Raw genomic sequence first — 22254 nt, 5'->3', positions numbered from 1 at the left:
TGCACCTCGCTATTATTGTCATACTAGTTCAAAACCAGCTGATTTGACCTCTGTTTTGCACGAGAGCCCCGTCCAGTAGTCCGGGGCTCATCTTTTTTTATTTACTCGATTTCGCCCATTCATCCAGCTGTTTTTGCTTTTCAGCTATAATTTTGTCGATTCCTGCTGATTTCAGCTTCGAAATAAATTCAGGAAGCGATTTACTCGGATCCAACATGCCAGTTTCAAGTGCTAGACGGAATTCCTGACTGACAGCTGTCACAGCTGCAAACTCCGTTTTCACTGAGTCAACATCAAATATAAATCCTAAAGCTTTGGATTTTAACGCCGAAGAATTGAATTCGTCCATTTGACTCCAAATGTCAGGGTTTTCGCCTTCAAAGGTGTAAGAAAGAAATTGGTTACCAAACATCCAGCCCATGAACAAATTGTATCCGCTGTTCGTCCCGTCGACGCCTTGTGGAAATTTGATAACGTTATCCGATACTTTCTCGAAATGCTTGCCTTCGATTCCCCAATCGAATAGATTTACGATTTCTTTATCCGTATACATAAGATTTAAAAATTGCATCGCTTTATCAGCATTGTTGCTGCTGCCTGGAATTCCCCACATAATTCCAGTAATAGAAGTTGTTGTAGCAACAGGCTGGGTAAACGGAACGGATACAACGGCAACCCCATTCTTTGATTCCTGTTCATCATAACCAGGCTTTGTATTTGCCAAGTAGCCGAAGCCACGATTCGCTTTCAATAGATCGAACTGACTGTCTTTATTCGTCGCTGCATCCTTTAGGATGTATCCTGCTTTGTACCAGTTATGAATTTTGTTTAATAGCGCTGCGTATTCGGGCATTTCGTACAAATTGACGACCTTCAAATCATTATCGAAATTTGGTAATACACCGAACGTATCACCCAAGTTATCATAAGTAATATAGCTGTCTGCGATCGATCTTCCAACTGCGGCTGGTATAAGCGGTGCCATGGTTGGCTCGCCTTCTTTAATCGTCTTCAGAACCGCTTCCACATCATCTAACGTTTTAATGGACGTAACATCAATTTTATATTTATCGACCATGTCCTTCCTCATCGTAAACGAATAAGTCGTTGCGAGATCGCGGTTCGAAGGGACTCCGTAAGTGCCTCCGTCTATTTTACTGGCAGATAAATAAGCAGGATCGAATACTTTCTTGATCCCTTGACCATGCTCTTCAATCAATTTATCCAGCGCCGTCAATTGGCCCTTGGCCACCTTAAGTGGATACGTATTGCCGGACAGCATCATAAGATCAATCTTCTCGCCGCTTGTCAGCATCAGATTCGTCTGCTGATCCCAAGCGCCGAAATTAATCGGAGTCAGCTTGACAGTAGCGTTAATCTTCTCCAAAGCCAATTTGCTGATTTGATCTTGTACAGCTTGCAGATCGGTCGGCACACCGCCAAAAATAGGAAATACAATATTTAGCTCGTAAGGCTTTTCTCCTCCGCTTCCAGAATTGCTTACCGTTTCACCATTGCTGTCTCCATTTGAAGAACATGCGGACAGCACTATCATGCAAAGAGCCATTAATGCGGACAACCACTTCATTTTTTGAACCATCGTGAATCCCCCATTTCATTGTGTATGGTATAACCAGCGAATTGTTAGCGGTTGCATTCCGATTTCTTTGAACCTCGCTGGTTTGTGTACCCATTATATAATCATGCTTTCAAGCACTCTGCTCTGAGCTCGACCTCTCATTTGCACCATATCGACTTTGTGCTCGTTCCCTCGGATCAAAAAACTATTATCCTTTTACCGCTCCGATCGTAATTCCTTTAATAAAGTACTTCTGGAAAAAAGGATAAGCAATCAATATAGGAATAGCACCCACTACGGCAATTGCCATACGTACTGAAGTGCTTGGCAGCTGCTGTGCTGAACCGCTAGCTCTCGAGTCCGCCATCCCACTCGATAAAAACTGTATGTCCGTCAGTATTCGGTTCAAAATGTTTTGAATGCTGAACAGCTGCGGATCTGTCAAATAAACAAGCCCATTAAACCAGTCGTTCCAATAGGCGATGGTCTGGAATAATCCGATGGTGGCCATTATTGGCATCGAGAGCGGAATGACAATAGAAAAAAATGTCCTGAACTCTCCAGCTCCATCGATATTGGCAGACTCGATAACCGGCAGCGGAATGGAGGTCATGAAAAACGTCCGCATGAGCAATACATTAAAGCCATTCATTAGCAGCCCTGGAATAATCAGCGCCCAAACCGTGTTTTTCATATCAAAATATTGCGTGTAGATCAGGTATGTCGGAACTAGACCTCCATTGAATAGTAGTGTGAAGAAAACGAAGAAGGCTAGCGGATTCTTTACCGGGAAGTCTCCCCTGGACATCGGATAGGCAAGCAGGGATGTAATCGCTAAACTAGTCGCCGTGCCTGTCAGCGTAATAAATATCGTTATTCCGTATGCCCTAAAAATTTCTTCAGATGCTTTCCCTAAATATTCATAAGCGGAAAAGCTCCACTCCTGCGGAAAAAACGAATACCCGTAGCTAAGGATAGATTGCTCGCTCGTCAATGAGGATACGACCAGCAGCAGGAACGGAATAAGACATGCACCCGAAATGATGATCATCGTAATATGGCCAACCGATTGGATCGTCCGATTTTCTGCATTCATAAATGTTAAGCTCCTCTCTAGAACAAAGCGTTATCACTGTTGATTTTGCGAACGACATAATTGGAAATTAGAACTAATACAAAACCGACAATCGATTGGTAAACGCCTGCAGCAGACGACATCCCAATATCACCAAGCTGCATCAAGCCGCGGTAGACATATGTGTCAATAACGTTTGTTGTGCTGTTCAATGCACCGGCGTTGAGCGGAACCTGATAGAACAGGCCGAAGTCAGAATAGAAAATGCGCCCGATCGCCAGCAGCGTCATCATCGTAATAACCGGCATTATTAGAGGGATCGTTATCATCAAGATTTGCTTCCATTTGGAAGCCCCGTCGAGCGTAGCTGCTTCAAAATACTCCTGATCGATGCCGATTATTGCAGCCAAGTAAACAACGCACAGAAATCCTGCACTTTTCCAAACATGGATGACGGTTAAAATAAATGGCCAATATTGTGATTCAGTGTACCAAGAAATTTCGTTTAGACCGAGCATTGGAAGAATCGTTTTGTTCATAAATCCAGTTTCAGCGCTTAATAAAGCGAATGCAAGATAGCTGACAATGACCATGGAAATAAGATGCGGTAGCAAAATAATGCTCTGATAAAACCTCGACATAAATCGATTTCGAATTTCATTGAGCAGAATAGCGATGCCTACAGCTACAATTAAATTAATAATAATAAATGCGGTGTTGTACAAGATCGTATTTCTCGTAATGATGAAGGCATCGCTTGTCTTAAACAAATACTCAAAATTTTTGAAGCCGACCCAGTCACTGCCCAATATGCCCTTCGAAAAATTAACATCCTTGAAGGCGATTACGATTCCGAACATTGGTAAATAGTTGTTGATGATCAAATAAAAAATACCCGGCAGCGTCATCAAGATTAGCGGCATATATTTCTTTAGTTTCATGGTTTTTTTCTTCACGCTGATCTGCTTCTCTTGTGCCCTCATGACCTGTGTCATCGAACAATCCTCCCTTTCCTCAACTCACTTGTTGTATATTCTCTATAGTAATGCGAATGGAACAAGCCAACTGCTCCGTGATCGACCTTTAATTTGCCTGATCTCGACCAATAAGTAATTCGATGTAAATAAAAAAAACGACCGGAACGGTCGGCTTTTTGTTTAAATTTAGGACTGCGTGAGAGACTTAAGCCTATATTCTAACGGATTCATCCCGGAATGCTTCTTAAATCTCCTCGAAAAGTGCGACAGATTCGAATAACCGACGCTTACAGCTACCCTGCTGACTGGCATCTCCGTTTTCAGCAGCAACGATTCCGCAAGTTTTAGACGCTCCAACACAAGCAATTCCGTAACGGACATTCCTTTCTCTCTCTTGCATAAACGATCAAGATAATCTGGATTTAAATACACCTGCTGGGCGATCTCTTCCCTGGTCAATGGCATGTCCAGATGCTGCGTGATAAATGCCATGATATGCTCTATCACGCTATGATTCGGGTCCTTTTCTTTCTTTAATGCTGATATCGTTTCCGTGAAGCCGGAAATCCATGCGATGAAATCAGGAATCGATCGCGTTGCATTCTCGGACAGTTCCACCAGTTTGACATCTCCGTATAAAGATTGAAAAGGGGCACCTTCCTGTCTCATCATATGGTACTGAGTCTGTGTAATAAATTGCTGAAAAAGATACAAGGCGCTCGCGTCAAGCTCGAAAGCATGTGCAAGATTCACTAAGTAGCGCTCCGCTTCCATCACGATTTTTTGCTGTGAACCTTCACGCAGCAGCACTGTCCACATCTGCTGGTCTGGTTTTCGGATCGCCGTGCTAATGCGTAGCGTCTCGCTCCCAAGTCGCATAACTTTATTATTATGTGCCACGTTATTCCGCTGGGTAACGATCAGTTCATCAACTAGCTCAGGAAGCTGGTTCACATAAACCTGCCCTCCAATATAACAGGTGAGATCACAGAAGAAGTAACTGCGGCAAGCTGTGATATATTGCTCGCAAAGACGGTTTAGCTCTTGTTCCTTATAGTTAGCTTCATCAAAAGATAGTATTGCGAGCAGAGTTCCTTTTGTAAAAGGAATAACTTGGATTACGGAAGACTCGCCCTCCATCATCTCTTCAGCTGTGTTCTTTAACGCATATTCCAATATGCGTTCATCGCGTTGATTGATGGGCTTGTGCCATCTCTGAGTATGAATAAGCACAGGCACGAATTTATCTAAAGCACAAAACGGTATACTGCGTTCCGCTGCAATTTTTTCGATATGAGAAGCTTGCAAAGAAATAGAACGATTCAATACATCAATCCAAAATCGCTCCATCAAAATGGATTGATGACGGAACCACTTCTCGCCCAGGTTGACGGTTTCTTTATCTTTAATAATTTTGTCTGCTGCCTTCGCTACGACTATCTCAAGCTCCTCATACGGAAGGGGCTTCAATATATAATCCAAGCTGCCGAGCTTCATCGCCCGTTTGGCGAAATGAAAGTCAGCATGGCAAGTCATAATAATTGATTCCGTTGTCTCCGAATGTTCCTTCACCCATTCAAGCAGATCCAATCCGCTTCCTTGCGGCATTTCGATATCACATAGCATAATATCAACGGCCGTACCTTCGAAGATCTCCTTCGCTTGTCGAATGTTGAATGCTGTGTACACACCCGTAATACCCAGCTTAGACCAATTAATATCGGATATAAGGCTGTCAATTACAATACTCTCGTCATCTACGATTAGCAGATTCATCCATTATTCACCTTCTTCAAGTTGTTTGGTTCGAGCGGCAAATGAATTTCAATGACGGCTCCGGAAGGATTTCCATTGTAAAATAGGATATCTGCTTGTCCCTCATACAGAAGATAAAGCCTCTGTTGAATATTACGGATGCCAATATGCTCGCCCTGATCGTCTCGAATCGGTTCGTTTCCTCTAAGCTGTTGAAGCATTTCCTGAGAAAATCCTTCTCCCGAATCTCTAATTTCAATATGCACTCTCGATGCTACCCCGCTATGATCCATCCGAATGTCAATGAACAAATATACGGGTGTATCCAATGTTACGGCATGCTTAATCGTATTTTCCACAAACGACTGGATAAGAAGAGGCGGGACAAAAACATCCGCAACGTTGTCATGAACTTCAATGGACGGAATAAGTCCAGTTGGCGAACGTAGTTCCTGAATTCGTAAATAATTCCGTACATGCTTCAGCTCATCCTGGAGCGGCACGACCGATAGATTGCTTCTGAACATATATCTGAAATATTGAACTAAGCAGAGTGTTATCTCCTCGATCACCTTCGTCTTACCCGAACGGGCAAGCGCATAAATAATATTAAGTGAATTCATAAAAAAATGAGGATTGATTTGTAACTGCAGATGCTGCAGCTCTGCTTTTTGCTTATTGATCTGTTCTTCATAGACGCTAATACGCAGTTCCTCGATCTGAGTCATCATATTATTAAACGAATGGTTTACGACCTGATACTCGTCACTTGTACGGTAAGGTTGTATTCGAATGTTCAAATTCCCTTCTCCAATCAACTTCATTGCTGAGATGATTCGGTTGAGCGGACGCAGGACCGTTTTGCGCAGCATAATGAGGAAAATAGGCAGCAGTAAGATCGATCCCAGAGAAATAAAAGTGACAATTTGCTGCAAATAAGGCAAGTTTTTTAATATCTGTTCATCTGGAATGAGCGCTAACAAACTGAAATTCCCCTTCATTGAGCGCTCGCCTACGACCAAAAAATGTTTTTTTTCACCGGACATATAATACGTTTCGAAGCTTCGATTCAAATTGACTCGATTCTCATTTACAAGCTCCGCATGAATCGTCGGTATACCTTTATCCGTTACCATCAAAGAAACGCCTTTCTCACCGAGATTTATTAGCTTTAAAGGCATCAGCAACTGATTAATATCTACCCATGCACCTACATAGGAATGTTCAGTAGCTAGTATACGTAACAAATAATATTCATCACCAAGTTTTTGCACACTCCAATCTTTGGAAAGCTGATCAGTTGAATGAAGGTGATTCTTTAAATAATCACGCACCGCTTCTCTCTGATTATAAGAAGCGCTTAGGTTAATGCCTTCCAGCAAATCATCCTTTCCCATATATATAAACAAAGAATCAATCGTTTTATAGACCAGCACATCATCGGACAATTTTCTGGAGAGCCGGATTTGACTTAACAGTTCCTCTTTCGGAGAACGATTGTCCGACATGTTCTGCAAATCCAGATTGGTAGCCGCAAGACTGATTAAATAATTATCAACATCAGCAAGGCGGTCATCGATCTGTCCCATATAGAGGGATATCAAATTTTTATTCGATTGTGCAACCTGATCCCTAACGACGTCAATGGCATAAAAGGTGTTGTATAGCAACAAGGCAAGTATGGGCAAAATAATAGCCATGACCAAAGCTGTCAACTTGAAGCGTAAGGAATTCCTCGATATATGTGGCAACAGAGCATTCACGATAAGGACCTCCCAGAAAGCATTATGTCCATTTTATTAATCATTCTATATTATATTATCCTTAAATCACTACTCCAAACTCTACTTATCGTTTGCTTCTAGACGACTTTTTCAAAGATGTGCTTTTACTAATTGACGTAATTGAAGAAATCGAAAGTAAGGGTGTCAAAGTGTTGATCGCTAACATACCCTTTGACACATTTATAGAGATAACCGTTAGGTTCCAAAAAAAGAACACTGGCCGCCAAGAAAGGGAAGCTTGAAAAAAGCTCCCTTCTTGCGGTCAGCGTTCAATGAGACCAACCTAACAGCTTGCTGCTTCTGCAACATTAAGACACGCGCGTCAGCCTAACGGCCTGATAAATTTTATCCAGCAGCTCCAACCGGCTTGTTCCGCTTAGCAGTCCCTCGACCTCGGTAATCTTCATTTCCCAAGTATCAATGATTTCCGCTTTGAAGCTGCTGCCTTCAGGCAGCTCAATGATCCGGTATGCTGGACGGTGAATGCCAAAGTATTGGAGGTAGTACTCCCCTTCAATTCCAATGGTCGGTACATCATATACCTCAGGAATCGGCTTGCAGTTTTCCGGCGCTGCCTCCAGAATCGTCCGCAGAAAGCGGATTCGCTCCGGGCTGTCGCCATGCAGCTTGCCTCCTTTAGCCCACCAGATGGTATCATGCTCATCGGCATAGGTTTCTCCATGCGTGCAGTAGCTGCCACGGGCGATGATATCCCAGAAACGGCGCACCATTTCCTCGCCTGTCACATTCCCCCAGCGCTGCGGCAGATTGCCTTCATAGCAGCATTCATCCACCACGATAGGTTTATGGAATTGCCTGTGCCAGATCGGCGGCATCGTTACATCCCAATGCTGAACGCTGAGATGAGTAATCCAAGGCTGCTTATGATCATAGAACACGACACTGGCATGATCATACATCTTCGTGCCATTATGAATGGAACGAAGATGTGCGTAAGGATCTTCCTCCTGTGTCAGCTGCAGCAGGCGGTCCCAATCCGTCATGTGCTTCTCTTTCATAAAATCATATTCATTAGCCAGTGCCCACCATACATTGCGGAAGGAAGCCAGGCGGGCAATCACATAACGCAAATAATAATCATCACTTGACGCTTCCATGGCATCAAAGCCCCAACGCCCTTTGTCATACGGATGGAATAGAATCAAATCTGCCTCAATCCCAAGCTGCTGCAAATCGGATATGCGCTGCTCAAGCTTGGCAAAAAAACGCGGATCGAACCGCCCCAGATCAAAGCCGCCGCCTTCTTTCTTCACAAACGGATAGCAGTCCGGATCGGTTGAGTTAAACGCATAATGCTTCGGAAAAACGCACATCCGCAGCTTATTAAACGGCGCTTCTGCCAGAGTAGCCAGCGTCTGCTGCTGCATAGCCTCGTCCAGGTGAATCCACGCATAACAGGTGGTACCAAAAGGCGCATAGCTGCTGCCGTCCGCATAGGCAAACTGGTACTCATCCTTCACCTGGACCGGACCATGATTCCCCGCCTGGGCAGGGATACATTCAAAGCTTCCCATATGTCCATTCAACTGCGCTGCCGAGCTCTCGGTTCTATAAGTCCACCGTCCCTCTTGCTCCGGCATGAATCGAATGCGGTATACGCCGCCCCCGTCATAGAATCCCCTAATCGATACCTCATGCCCGTCTTTGCTAAAATAACCCTTCAGCTCCTGCTCCGCATAAGGGTTGCCCTCCTGCGGACCGGCCAATGAAAGCTCAAATTGCCCCCATCGCTCCACTGCTGCTTCCCGTACCGTCATGCGATTTCCCCCTCCATCTTCGTTTGCAGCAGTAGGCGTTCTCCAGCTTACTGCTGTCTAACAAGCCGCCTTAACTAATCCTTTTCCGCTGCTTACCCTTTAATCCCCGTAGTAGAAATGCCCTCCACAAAGTATCGCTGCAGGGAGAAGAAAATGATCAGGGCCGGGATCAACGAGACCACTGACATCGCGAACATAGGACCCCAGTTCGATTCACCAGAGGAGTCCATAAACAGGCGCAGACCAAGCGGTACCGTATAATGATCCGGTGAGTTCAGATACAGCAATTGGCTGAAGAAATCATCCCAAGTCCAGATAAACGTGAAGATGGCAGTTGTAATCAGCGCTGGAAAAGCAAGCGGTAAAATAATTCGCCAGTAAATCTGTATCGTCCCGCAGCCGTCAATCGTCGCGGATTCATCCAGGTCACGCGGCAAGCCGCGAATAAACTGCACCATGAGGAAAATAAAGAATGCCTCCGTTGCCAGCAGCTTAGGTACAAATAGTGGACCGAACGTGTCTACCCAGCCCATTTTGAAGAAAAAAACATATTGTGGAATGACCGTTACGTGATGCGGCAGCATAATCGTCACCATCATCAGCGCGAACCACACTTTTTTCCAGGAGAAGTTCAGCCTGCCAAAGGCATAGGCCGCCATCGAGCATGAAACCAGGTTTCCCACCACGCAAATCAGTCCGAGCATAATGGAATTGCCAATGAACGTGCCGAAGGAGGATTTGGATACGCCTGACCAACCCTTCGTATAATTGTCCAGCGTGACCTCTTTGGGCCATATCGACAAATCCGAAAATATGAGGTAGCTTGGTTTGAACGAGCTGACCACCAGCCAAATTATCGGGTAGAGCATAACGAGACCGAGCAAAATGACGAAGAGGTGCGTACCCATGGTCTGTGCTCTTGAAGTTGTATTCATCGTCATTTCCCCCCGTCCGCATAATTAACCCAATACTTGGATGTGCCAAAAATAATAGCAGTAAATACCGCAATAATGACCAGAAGTCCCCACGCCATGGCTGAAGCATGACCCATTTCGAAGAAGGCAAAGCCCTTCTGATAGAGATACAGAGTATAGAACAGCGTCGAGTCAATCGGCCCGCCCTTGCCGCCACTAATAATAAAGGCTGGAGTAAAGGCCTGAAAGGCCGTAATGAGCTGGATGACCAGATTGAAGAAGATAACCGGCGAGAGCATCGGAATCGTAATATTGAAGAAGCGGCGCATTCTGCCTGCCCCATCCACCTCAGATGCCTCATATAGCTCCATCGGAATCTGCTTTAAGCCCGCCAAAAATATAATCATCGATGAGCCAAACTGCCATACGGTTAACGCAATAATCGAATAAATCGCATATTTGGGATTCGATACCCAGTCCGGGGCCTGAATGCCAAACACGCTGAGCAAAAACTCATTCAGCACGCCGCCGCCGCCAAACATTTTGCGCCACAGCACTGCTATCGCTACGCTTCCCCCAAGCAGGGTCGGAATGTAATAGACCGTCCGGTAAAGCGGAAGTGCACGTATACCTTTGTTCAGTAGCATGGCTACCGCAAGCGCAAAAATCAGCTTGAACGGAACGGATACGAATACATAAGTAAAAGTCACCTTTAACGATTGCATGTAGCGGGGATCATCGAACATTCGGGCATAGTTTTCGGTCCCGATCCATTTGGACGGTGTCAGCATGTCATATTGGGTAAAAGAGAGATACAATGAGCTGATCATCGGTCCGATCGTTAGTGCGAAAACCCCCAAAAACCAGGGTAGAAGAAAAAGGTAGGGGACCGCATTTTTCTTCCACAGCCCCTTTAGATACATCGAAGTCCGATTTGATTTAGCTGATTGATTCAAACGCGGTCCCTCCTATTGGAATTTTATTTCGCTTTGGCGGCTGCAGCTTGAGCGGCCTTCAAAGCTTCTTGGGCAGCTTCTTGGGCAGAAGCCGAGCCGAAAGATATTTTCTGAGCCGCATTTTTCAGAGCGGCATCCCACTCGGCAATGTTAGGCATTTCACGGTCCATCTCGCGGGACTGCTCAGCGGCCACATCCAGATAATTATACGTCTTCAATACAATGGGCTCTGCACTCGCTTTCAGAGCTTCACGAACGACCTTGGAACCCGGAATACCTCTGTCGCTGCTTAAGATCGCTGTTGCTTCAGGATCATTGACGAAGAAGTTAATAAACGCAGCCGCTTCCTTGCCATGCTCGGTTTTTGCGCTTACTCCCAGGAACTGGCTAGGCTGAATCCACATGCCCTTCTCAGTACCGCCACTTGGCAGCGGGATCATCTCCAGCTCATCCTGCATCGCTTCCTGGAAGGCCTTCAACTGATTGGACCACATGACGACCATCGCGGTTTTACCTTCAACCAACATAGAATTGTCAGGCGCAACTTCCAAATAAGCGGCCGATTTCTCTGCTGGAGGAATAATGCCTTCGTCACGGAAACGCTTCCACATCTCAAACCAAGAGGTCACGTCTGCTTCATCAAAGGAAATGTCGCTGCCATCAAACAGCGATTTGCCGCTTTGCCGCACATAATGTCCAACATAATGGGTAAAGGCAGATTGGTCTGCAAAAGCATAGTAGCCGCTGCCAAGCTTGCCTACAAGCTCTTTGCTGTACTGCTCCAGCTCATCCCAGCTCAGACCCGCTTTCGGCGGCTCCATGCCTGCTTTTTTGATCAACTCGGTGTTATACACGATGCCAAGTGCATTGGAGCCAAGATTAATGCCATATTGCTTATCATTCAGCTTGCCGCTTGTGGCAATCGCCTCGTCAAAATCGCTTAAATTAATTTCATTGCCTATGAACGGGTCCAATTCAAGCAGCGTACCGCGGGATACATAGTCTGGGTAATTGTTGCCCAGCTGAATGAGATCAGGCGCATTGCCTCCCGCAATTTGGGTATTCAGCTTATCCCAGTAGCCGTCCGCTCCCAAATATTCGGCATTAATCGAAATGTTAGGATTTTTGCCCTCAAACAATTCAATGACCTTTAGTGTTGCTTCATGGCGCGCCTGAGATCCCCACCACATCATCCGCAATTCTACGTTTTTCTCTGCGGCTTCCTCCCCTTTATTACTGCCGGAAGGACTGTTAGTCGACGAGTTGCCGCATGCAGCGAGGAAAATCATCAGGGTGACGAGCAGCGAAGACCATAACATTCTGTTTCTGAGCATTTAAAAAAACCTCCCTTTTAGTTAGCAAGCTAAAACATTAACGGTGTTGCATAATTGCTATCGGTTTCATTTCAAGGAAAATGAATCCCAAGAAAGCTGCTGATAGGCGGTTTGCCGCGCATCTCATCAATCATGTTCAGTACAAGCAGGTTCCAATTCAAAAATCCGCCGTTCATGACTGGCTCCCCGGTTTCTGGAATATAGTACTCATGAAGTACGCCCGTTTTCTCCAAATCCCTGCCGAGCAGCGTTACCGTCTTCATGCACAGCTCCTCGGCTTGCTTCACATATCCATAATTCATTAGGCCGCGGAAGACCACATAATTGGCAACGATCCAGATCGGGCCAAGCCAGTTGGACGGATTATTCGTTGCCCTGCAATCGAACATTTTCTCATCTTGGGCAAGCGTTGCCATTCCGGACGGGCTGTTAAACGTATTTTTATCTGCTGCATGAAGCTCCGCCAGCAGAGCAGCCTGCCTATCATCGGCAATGCCCGCCCACAGCGGAATGAAACCAGACCATACCCTTATTTTAATAGGTAATGTCTTCCAGAACACCCCTAGTCCAGTATGGAACCAATCATAAGCACGGGTTTTAATATCCACATCAACCGAATAATAAAACTTGTCCCGCTGATCCCAGCATTCCTCCTGAATGGCCTTACTGAGCTCGGCTGCCTTCTCTTCAAAGCGCGACTGCAGTTCAGAGCGGCCAAGGTGAGCAGTAATAGATGAAAAGGCTTTCATATCGCTGACCATAAAGCTGTTCAAATAGATATTCGCAGTTGAGAAGCGCGGACGACCAAAGGTTGCCGGATCATTATCCATTCCGATCATCACATCGTCCGCCCACACATACAGCCGGCTATTCTCGTGATAATAGAAACGGTCATAGCAATCAAAGTAGCGCTCAAGCTGCTCCAGATGCGGCTCGATCCAGCTGTAATCCCCGCATGCTCCGCTTATAATCGCAACCTGCTGGCATAGGAAGGGCTTGTGCATGTTCATGACATGCCCTTCCTTGCGCTTGCCGATTAAATAAGGCTCGGGCAGCTTGCTCTTCTCAATCATCATCGGAATGTAGCCATCATCAAGCTGATAATCCAGGAAGTTAAAAATATTGCCCTTGGCATGTGCAATATAACGGTCTCTGCTCTCATCCTCCGCCATATTCAGCAGCGCATAGACCGCCCAGAAAGAATCCCAGTCCCATAGATTGCCGTCATAGATGGAGCCCGGATCCACAAAGGGATGCTTGAGATAATGAGCTGGCGCCTTCAGGATGGTATCCGCCTTCTCGCCAATATAAGCTCTTAACAGCTGTTCATAATGCTCGAAAGCTTCACTCATGGTCTGCTTCTCCTTCCTTTTTCCCTGTCTGCACGCAGTAAAAGGTATACGCTCCTGAGCCTACCTCATAATGCAAGCTGCCCGCTTCAAGCGATTTCGCCTGACCTTGCACTAGCACCGCCGGCTCTGGCAAAATCACAGAAGCAGTCGTATTGGGCGGCAGAGTGAGCTTGACCGTAATTCCTTGCTGCTCATCATATTCCCAGCTTGCTTCGATGCGGCCGTATCCGCTCTCATAATGCGCTTTCACATATTTCAGTGTTCCTCCCGGCCTTGGCTGAAACCGGATGTGCTTGAAGCCGGGCTGCTGCGGATCGGGTTCCAATCCTGCCATGTAACGGAACATCCACTCTCCGACCGAACCTAGCGAATAATGGTTGAACGAGTTCATGCTTGGGCTTTGGAAGCCGCCGTGCTCTGTCCAGCCGTCCCACCGCTCCCAGATCGTCGTAGCCCCATGCTTGACGGAGTACAGCCAAGAAGGATAGCTTTCCTGATGAAGCAGCGTGTAGGCAAGCTCATTTTGGCCAATTTCGGACAATACAGGAAGAAGATATCCTACGCCGAGGAAACCCGTCGATAGATGATTGCCATTCTCCTCAATGAGCTGTACCAGCCGCCGAGCCGACTTCTCACACTGTTCCTCGGTCAGCAGGCCAAAATATAATGCCAGCGTATATACCGTCTGGGTATCTCCTTCAATGATGCCGTCCGTTGTAACAAATCGGCTCGTAAAAGCCCTTTTTATTTGTTCGAATAATTCATCGTAGCTAGCCGCATCCGCCTCATTGCCGACAAGGGCAGCAATCCGAGCAAACAACCGAGTACTGTAGGCAAAATATTGCGTGGCCAACACATCTTTTGGCGTATCCGCATTCACCGACAACCAGTCGGCGTGATCGGCATAATCCGGCCGGATCAGATCATTGCTATTAGCCTTCAAGTAGTCGACCCATTGCTTCATTCGATCGTAATATTGCTTTAGAATGGCAGCATCTCCGTACATCAGATACAACGTCCACGGGATAATGACACCCGCATCTCCCCAGCCCGCATTATCCGGTGCGAACCACTTCGCGCTCGATACCTGCTTGAAGTATGACCAGTTCGCATCCGGTGCCGTATCCGGGAACGCGCCGTCTTCCCGCTGCGCATCAGCTACATCCACCATATATTTTTTGAAAAAGGCTTCGACATCCATGTTATAGCAGGCCGTACGTACAAAGATTTGTGCATCTCCCGTCCAGCCGAGTCGTTCATCCCGCTGCGGGCAATCTGTCGGAACACTGAAGAAATTCCCCTTTTGCCCCCAGACAATATTACTGTACAGCCGATTAATCATCTCATCCGATGTTTCTACCCAGCCCGATGCTTCAGCAGCCGAGTAGGCGGCGAGTCCAAGCAGTTGGTCTAGGGTTAGCTCATCCTCCGCCCCTTCGACTTCCACATAGCGGAAGCCGTGATAGGTAAAATGCGGTTCCAACTCCTCGGATCCATCCCCCCGCAAAATATAAATGTCCGTTTGAACAGCCTTGCGGAGATTGGCGAGGTACAACGATCCGTCAGCATCCAGCATCTCCGCATGCCGAACCGTAATTTCCTGTCCGGCACACCCACTTATTTGTAATCGTGTCCAGCCGGCAATATTTTGCCCAAGATCGTATATATAGCTGCCCTGCTCTGTCTTCCTGACAGATAACGGACGAATCTGCTCCATCACCCGGATCGGCGGATCACGCTGCAGTGTCAACTCCCCTTCGTAAGGCTCAAAGCAGTGCGGTTGCTCCCAATCTACATCCTGAAAACCAGGCTCATCCCAACCGGACTGCGCCAGGCGGGCATCGTACTTCTCCCCTTTGATAATGTCAGAGTAAAGGATCGGCCCCTTGCGCATTCTCCAAGAGTCGTCCGAGATCAGCCATTCTTCACTGCCGTCCTCATACGCCAGATGAAGCTGAAACAGCAGCCTCGGAGACTCCCCATACACCTGGCGTCCCATCATCCCCAGATAACCCGCGTACCAACCTGTGCCTAAAATAATGCCGATGGCATTACTCCCCTGATGCAGCAGGTGTGTGACATCGCAGACCTGATATTGTGCCCTGGTATGATAATCCGTCCAGCCGGGGGCGAACCGCTCGTCGGTCGCGCGCTTGCCATTAATTGATAGCTCATAGAGCCCTAATGCACTTGCGTAAGCGGTTGCATTTTTTACATGCCTTTCCGTTTGAAAGGCTTTGCGCAGATAACTTGCCGGAGGCAGCTCCAGCTCTTTCGGAATAACGCTTCCAATCCATTGCGCAATCCATTCCGATGGCTCAAGGTGCGCTTGCGTCCAAACGGCTGCTTCACTCCATTCCGATGGCGCTCCGGACTCATCCCACACTCTGACTCTCCACCAGCATCGTTTGCCTGCTCTTGGCAGTAGGCCCTGGTATTCTACATGCAGCGATTGTCCCGATGCAACAACGCCGCTGTCCCACAGGTCCGGCTTATCCAGAAGCAGCTGCTCTTGTGCAGATGCAGCCTGGATATGGTAAGCACTTTGAAGCTGCTCCGACTCGGCGGATTGCAGCATCCAGCTCATGCTGGCGGCAGCGCCTGTCGCCTTCTGCTGCGGCTCGGGCTTATGAACCATTTTTAAACGACTTGCGGTAATTCCCACATTTGCGCTCCTCTCTGCATCCTGCTTCGTTGATTAAAGTATAAAAGATCATTAATCGACTTTTATAGGTTGATATCACAATAGATATAGGTCATTATCAATTTTTCTTCTTGATATTTTGCGTATAAAGCGCTTACAATAAATGAAACAAAGCAAGACAAGGAGATGCGAAATGGTTCAGGTGCTGACTGGAGATCGTTTTTTCAAACCTGATTTCCCCATTTTTCTCAATCGGGAGACCGAGTCGTTCAAGGTCAAATATCATACGCATGATTTTATTGAGATCTGCCTGGTAGAGGAAGGGCGAGGCTTTCAATTTATTGGGGATCAGACTATTCCTGTTCAAAAAGGGGATTTATTTTTGCTGCCGATCGGAACCTCACACGTCTTCCGGCCATCGTCCCCGCAATCAACCGAACCTCTGGTTATTTGCAATTGTATTTTTCAGCTCGAAGCGATTCAGGATGTGAAGGACTGGATACCATCACAATCTGAGCTCTACCGGGTGCTGTACTCACCGCAGGAACTGAAGCAGGGCTGGTACTATTATCAGGACAAGCATAACCGTCTTTCCCAGATGTTCCAGATGGCCTATCTAGAGTTTCACCAGCAATTCTCCGAGCACCGTACGATGCTCAAAACGATTCTGCTGCAAATTTTGATTCTACTACACCGCATGCAATCCGAGGTAACCAATGCAGACAAGCTTCAAACCACGAATCGCTACCGCGAGAAGGTGGAGGATATGATCCAATTCATCCATCATCATGCGCATGAGCAGCTCACCCTAAAGGACATGGCGAGCTCTAGCTCCATCAGTGTCAATTATTTGCAGCAGCTGTTCAAGCAAGCCACCGGACAAACCTTTAACCGTTATGTGCAGCATGTCCGCATTCAGAGAAGCTGCGTCATGCTGGAGACGACGGACCTGCCCGTCAACGAAATTGTTGGACGTATCGGCTATACCGATCTGAAATTTTTCCATGCCTTGTTCCGCAAGCTGACCGGGTGTACCCCTCTGCAGTATAGAACCAAGGCTCTTAAAATCGGCGAATAAATCAACCCCACCAAAGGTTTCATCCATCCTCTGCATCTCGTCCTGAGAAATTAGACCAGAGCCCAACGCCTCAGTTACAGCAAAAGTCTGCCGTGATAAATTAATGTAGATGGATTAAATATTGTTGCGCAATCCCACCCTTAATAAAATGAGCAGGCCACTGCAGGCCTGCTCATCCATGTGTGTTATTGAACTATCGTTCCTCGTTAGTTCAATCTTTGTAACCAGGGGTGGCCGTTAGGATACTCCCTTTCAAGGGACTCCCTTAGCCATCGCTTTTGCTCTGAATTAAAGCATGGTAAGGACACATCAAAGTCTCGATTATGGTCTACCGCATCAGAACCATCTAAATAACTTGATTTATAAAAAAGGACTATTTCAGGAGCCAAATAAGGTATTTTATCCGACGATGATAATATGGCTTTATTTAGTTCGCGTTTAATTTTCGTTTCCCCTGGCAAGTAAAAATCCCTAATATCACGTTCATTGAAAAGAAATTCTACATATGTAAAATCACTTTGCTCCAACTTTTCAAGTCCAAAGCGATACCTTTCGTCTCCGATCGATTCCAATTTAATCCGTCCCTCATTTGGCGTGAAACAAAATAAATTTCGCTTTTCAAAGGGCACGTCTTGCTTTCCATGCAACTCATCGACTACTCCGCCGCCACATGCCTGAAATACCCTCCAGCCCGAACTTAACATCAATTCAATGATTGAAATTCTATCTTCCCAAAATACAGCAACATCTACGTCTTTATGAATTCTATTCTGCTTACCTAGAAATATATCGATTGCTACACCACCACATATCGACCAATCAAACCCTCGGTTATTAAGAAATGTAAAGGCTCGTGAAATTATTTTCTCCATAATAAGTAACTCCCCCTTGAAGCTATAAGCTATCGTTTTAATTAGCCTCCTAGATAGATTTTACAATATATGGGGTGCTGTTGCCATTAACGTAATATGCCCGTTAGCGTAATAAAGCAGCCGATCATTGTGGTCGGCTGCTTCCGTGTGTTTATTGAACTATCGTGTCCCGTTAGTTGAATAAATAAAGTGTTTATAATGCTTTTGTTAAATAATATTGTACATTTGAAATTCATTAATAAATTCTTCAAGCCAATCTTCTGAATAATCAAGAACTCCAAAATCATTAGGGATGAAAGTAACTTCAAGACCCATCACCCAAAACCGACGAGCTTTCATAAACAATTCAACCGCCAATTCGTCTTGATCGGAGAAGTCTCTGACGGATCGATAGCCCGAGATTAACGCATTCCACAGCGACTCTTTTCTATCCTCTAATTGACGTTTTCTACCCCGAACTTGTGCCAAGTCATAGGCTCGCCAACCTTTCGCCGACCATTCAAAATCATAATGAGTGAAATGGTCGCCCTCTTGGAATGCATTGTTGTTTCCATGCATATCTCCATGGCAAATACCCCAATCCAAACCATGGCTAGTTGCTTTGTTAATACGATCAATTAATGCTTTCGCAAATTCACGTAGAAAAGGCGTTGCACCATTTTTCTCTCCAATGTAGTTCACAATACGATCTAGTGATTGATTGATGAGAAAGTCTGTATCCAGATTATACCTGGATTGGTTTAAGGTAATCTGGTCCATCGCTGCATGTAATTCTGCAGCAGATCTCCCAAAAGAAAAGCATGATTTTTCGTCTTGAAGCACGTTCTCAGTGCCTTTCAAATAGCGAAAAATCACGGCAATTCTTTTCCCTTCTGGTGCATCTATAATGGTGTATAAACTGTAGTCTTTTTTGACAATGGGTTCCGATACCTTTGTAGCCACTGAGCTCAATTCGCTTTTTAATTGAGTTAATAAGGATAGCTCATAAGCAACATCACTCTCATCAATTGAAAGGCGATAAACACGAAGTATGTAAAAACCACTGGATATACGAACCCTATAAGTATCGTTTAATCCACGTAGCCAGTACAAACACTCATCCCATTCTCCAATATCATAATGTTTGCTAAGGCAGTACTCCAAGTATTTTGGATCTAAGACTGAACGTAAGGCAATCGGTTGAGTGTACATAACATAACCCCTTAAACCTTTTATCTTAATCATATAACAGTCCATACTCTCGAAAAAGGTAAAGTTTAATTATATACATCGCTTCTTTATTCTGCCCGTTCGTATTATGAGGTCACCGCTAACTCTTAAGTACCTAACCAAGTAGCCCCACGTTCTACTGCCCGTTAGCTATCCATGCCGCTCACGCGACACCACAGATTATAGAATAATTGCGTTCTTCCATGGGAGCTTAATACAATGAGCAGGCCGCCGCAGCGCCTGCTCATTAATGTTTGTTATTCAACTATCGTGTCCCGATAGCACAACGGCGGGAAAGAAAAGGTTCTACTGATTATTGTCGGCTGGATCATCCATACCACCTCAAAAGCAACAAACGAAAAAGTGCCCAAACTTTGCAATGTAGCAAAGTTGGGCAGAACTTGCCATTCGGCGTCACAACTTCACCTCTCGCCCAGGTTAAATAGCCAGGAGTAGGGCTTACCCGTATGCCCAGCGTCATCTTTGAAGACGTTGGACAGCTTTTCTACGAGGCTTAAAGGGTGAAGCGCTTGACCGTCTCTTGAAGTTGGGACGCCATGACAGCTAGCTCCTGCGTCGAAGAGGCAATTTCCTCCATCGAGGCCATCTGCTGCTGAGCGGCAGCGGATGTAGTCTGAGCGCTATGAGCAGATTGCTTCGAAATATTCGCCAGCTCAGTTACACTTGTCGATACTTGATCTGTGCTTGCAGCAATTTGCTCTGCTACTGCTGAGATATCTTGAATTTGTTCGACAATCTGGCTTGTAGAACGTTCGATACCAGCGAAAGCCGTCGCTGCTTCTTGGCTGACTCTCAGACCTTCTCCGATTTGTTCCTGTACACGGGTTTGCATCGTGTCGTTTATTCTTTGAATGTGCGCAAACATCTTGTTAATGTTGCTGCCGATAGCATTGGCCGTTTCCTTCGATTGCTCGGACAGCTTATGCACTTCACCAGCAACAACAGCAAAGCCGCGCCCATGCTCGCCTGCGCGAGCAGCTTCAATCGAGGCGTTTAACGACAGTAGATTAGTCTGTTTCGCAATATCCGCGATGCTCTCGCTCATGCGTTCCGCTTCGCTCGAAAGCCCGGACAGCTCGGCGATGAGATGAGCGGATTCGGAAGCTGCCTCCTGTATGCGGTTCATCTGACCGCGTACGAGCCCAAATGTCTTGCTGCCAAGCGCAATATCCTGTTCCGTCTGCTCGGCGGAAGACACGATGACGCCAGCCGATTTGGCAATGGAGCTGACTCCTTTGGCCATCTCGACAACCGATTTTTCCGTCTGCTTCGAGACTTCGGCGCCGCTTATAGCATTTTCTGCCGTTTCCATAATCGTTTCGGTAACGTGTTGAACGGATTGTGCCGTATGCTCTGTGCTGTCCTTAATCGATTCGGAAGAAGCGGTAAGCTTCATCGAGGTCGAGCTCATCTCGGAGACGACCGACCGAAGCGAACTGATCATCGCATTGAAATCTGAAGCCAAATCGCCGAATTCATCCTTTCTTTTCATCGCTACGGCTACAGTTAGGTCGCCATTGCTGACGCTGCGCGTAACCTGCTTCAGTTGCTTCAGCGGAACATGAACCATACGAATCATGAAGAAAATAACGATACCCGAAAGCAAAATTGCAATACCCAGGACACGAAGCATCCGCTTTAAGATCGGTTCGGCTGCAACTGTATAATCATTCAGAGCAAGAATACTAACGACACTCCAGCCTGTAATCGGCTCGACTGCGGAGTAGAATTCCATGTCCATATTCTGCAGGGGAAGAACCTCTTTTTTTATCGTTGTTAAATCACTTGGCAAACTGTCCGAGACTGTAATTAGCCCTTCGATCGGCCCGCCGACTTGGAGAGCACCGACGTCAAACACAAAACCGGTGCCGGTGACGACCTGGTTCGCCGAATCGATAACCATCATCGTTCCGGTGTCGCCAATCTTCGTCCCTTTTAAGCTTTCGGCTAGCGGGGTTAGGTTTAACGAAACGGCCAATACGCCATTGCCATTATTCAACATTCGGGAGAGTACAGTGATATAATTGCCGGTCTTTTCATTTTTAGCCAGAGGCGAAATAACAACTTTCCCTGCAGCAGCTACAGCAGTGCTGTACCAGCTTTCCTGCCTTGGATCATAGTCTTTTTGATCTACCGCCGGAACCGCTGTATAATTTCCTGCATCATTAACCAATACTAAGGCTTCAAAATTAGTAAAATGATTCTTAAAGCGGTTCAGATGTTCGACTGCCTGGCTTTGATCTGCCAGACTGTTAAGGTCCTCTGCCAGCAGGTTGACTTCATTCATAACCGGCGAAAAATAATTGTGCACGCTATTCGTCACAAGCGCCATGCTCGAGTTGGTTCCACTGGTCATTTTTTCCTGTACCGTTTGCTTTGCGCTGTCATAGGAATAGTATCCGATGACTGCGGAAGGAACAATGAGAACGGCCAAAAAAGCAATAATCAGCTTGGTACGCATGAGAACGAATTGTCTTGCGGTACTGCTAAAAACATGCATAATTTTTCTATTTTTACTCATAATGATTCTCCTGTCTTTCCTTTGATAGGTTCTGTATTCTCGATGTAATACTCTATATATCGGCAGTAGCAAACGTTTGCTTCATAGTCATTGTCTTTGTAATATTTTCCGTTTTTGAGATCTTCAAGGAAGACAATACAGATTTTAGTCAGGGATAGCTCGTATGAGACTCGGATGCATGAGGCTCCAATTTTGGTACTGTTGCAGAATTGCAGTCCTTGTGACGCAAGATAAAGAAGGCGCCACAGGCAAAACTTGCTGCCTGGGCGCCACTTACATGCTTTGCTTCATGCTTGCATTCAGCAGATAAAGCAGTTCACCAAATAGATTACGAGAAGTAGCAATCCCTTTAACTTAAGCAAATGCTTCTTTGACCCCAATCACCAGCCATTTACTCACCACAGC

15 protein-coding genes are annotated in these 22254 nt (G+C 46.1%); 1 reads left to right on the top strand and 14 read right to left on the bottom strand.

Annotated elements, in window-relative coordinates; all coding sequences use genetic code 11:
- Positions 1-97: 97 nt before the first annotated feature.
- From ACN6MW_RS17860 to ACN6MW_RS17810, 11 genes are all read right to left on the bottom strand, one after another.
- Positions 98-1600, bottom strand: coding sequence for an ABC transporter substrate-binding protein (locus ACN6MW_RS17860; protein ID WP_419871415.1), 1503 nt, complete (start codon positions 1598-1600; stop codon positions 98-100).
- A gap of 187 nt (positions 1601-1787) precedes the next feature.
- On the bottom strand, positions 1788-2675 hold the full coding sequence (locus ACN6MW_RS17855; protein ID WP_419871414.1) for a carbohydrate ABC transporter permease: 888 nt from the start codon (positions 2673-2675) through the stop codon (positions 1788-1790).
- A 17-nt stretch (positions 2676-2692) separates the two neighbouring features.
- A complete protein-coding gene (locus ACN6MW_RS17850) occupies positions 2693-3595 on the bottom strand; it encodes an ABC transporter permease (protein WP_419876379.1) in 903 nt (300 codons plus the stop codon).
- Between the two features lie 222 nt (positions 3596-3817).
- Positions 3818-5407, bottom strand: a complete 1590-nt coding sequence (locus ACN6MW_RS17845) for a response regulator transcription factor (protein WP_419871413.1) — start codon at positions 5405-5407, stop codon at positions 3818-3820.
- Complete coding sequence (locus tag ACN6MW_RS17840) at positions 5404-7149, bottom strand: sensor histidine kinase (RefSeq protein WP_419871412.1); 1746 nt, start codon at positions 7147-7149, stop codon at positions 5404-5406. The genes ACN6MW_RS17845 and ACN6MW_RS17840 overlap by 4 nt, the downstream gene beginning before the upstream one ends.
- A 329-nt stretch (positions 7150-7478) precedes the next feature.
- Entirely contained in the window at positions 7479-8948 is a 1470-nt protein-coding gene (locus tag ACN6MW_RS17835; RefSeq protein ID WP_419871411.1) for a DUF5605 domain-containing protein, read from the bottom strand.
- A 92-nt stretch (positions 8949-9040) separates the two neighbouring features.
- The gene (locus ACN6MW_RS17830; RefSeq protein ID WP_364147581.1) at positions 9041-9883 is read right to left on the bottom strand and encodes a carbohydrate ABC transporter permease; all 843 of its coding nucleotides are present in this window, start codon (positions 9881-9883) and stop codon (positions 9041-9043) included.
- A gap of 2 nt (positions 9884-9885) precedes the next feature.
- Complete coding sequence (locus ACN6MW_RS17825; RefSeq protein ID WP_419876378.1) at positions 9886-10785, bottom strand: carbohydrate ABC transporter permease; 900 nt, start codon at positions 10783-10785, stop codon at positions 9886-9888.
- A 56-nt stretch (positions 10786-10841) separates the two neighbouring features.
- A complete protein-coding gene (locus ACN6MW_RS17820) occupies positions 10842-12152 on the bottom strand; it encodes an ABC transporter substrate-binding protein (RefSeq protein WP_419871410.1) in 1311 nt (436 codons plus the stop codon).
- A 71-nt stretch (positions 12153-12223) separates the two neighbouring features.
- Positions 12224-13504, bottom strand: a complete 1281-nt coding sequence (locus ACN6MW_RS17815) for an MGH1-like glycoside hydrolase domain-containing protein (RefSeq protein ID WP_419871409.1) — start codon at positions 13502-13504, stop codon at positions 12224-12226.
- Positions 13497-16169 (bottom strand): family 78 glycoside hydrolase catalytic domain, encoded by a 2673-nt coding sequence (locus ACN6MW_RS17810; protein ID WP_419871408.1) that lies wholly within the window; start codon positions 16167-16169, stop codon positions 13497-13499. The genes ACN6MW_RS17815 and ACN6MW_RS17810 overlap by 8 nt, the downstream gene beginning before the upstream one ends.
- Before the next feature lie 172 nt (positions 16170-16341).
- Between ACN6MW_RS17810 and ACN6MW_RS17805 the strand changes: the two genes are divergently transcribed.
- Positions 16342-17226, top strand: coding sequence for a helix-turn-helix domain-containing protein (locus ACN6MW_RS17805; RefSeq protein ID WP_419871407.1), 885 nt, complete (start codon positions 16342-16344; stop codon positions 17224-17226).
- 206 nt (positions 17227-17432) lie between these two features.
- On the opposite strand, the gene ACN6MW_RS17800 is transcribed toward ACN6MW_RS17805, so the two are convergent.
- The 3 genes from ACN6MW_RS17800 to ACN6MW_RS17790 form a co-directional block, all read right to left on the bottom strand.
- Positions 17433-18098, bottom strand: coding sequence for a nucleotidyltransferase domain-containing protein (locus ACN6MW_RS17800; protein ID WP_419871406.1), 666 nt, complete (start codon positions 18096-18098; stop codon positions 17433-17435).
- A 207-nt stretch (positions 18099-18305) separates the two neighbouring features.
- Positions 18306-19289: a phosphotransferase gene (locus tag ACN6MW_RS17795; RefSeq protein ID WP_419871405.1), complete on the bottom strand. Its 984-nt coding sequence runs from the start codon at positions 19287-19289 to the stop codon at positions 18306-18308.
- A gap of 532 nt (positions 19290-19821) precedes the next feature.
- Entirely contained in the window at positions 19822-21849 is a 2028-nt protein-coding gene (locus tag ACN6MW_RS17790; protein WP_419871404.1) for a methyl-accepting chemotaxis protein, read from the bottom strand.
- Positions 21850-22254 lie beyond the last annotated feature (405 nt).

Origin of the sequence: Pristimantibacillus sp. PTI5, assembly GCF_048572955.1 — a bacterium.
GTDB lineage: Bacteria > Bacillota > Bacilli > Paenibacillales > Paenibacillaceae > Pristimantibacillus.
The sequence above is the reverse complement of the archived record's forward strand: the minus strand, read 5'-3'. Positions and strand labels throughout refer to the sequence as shown.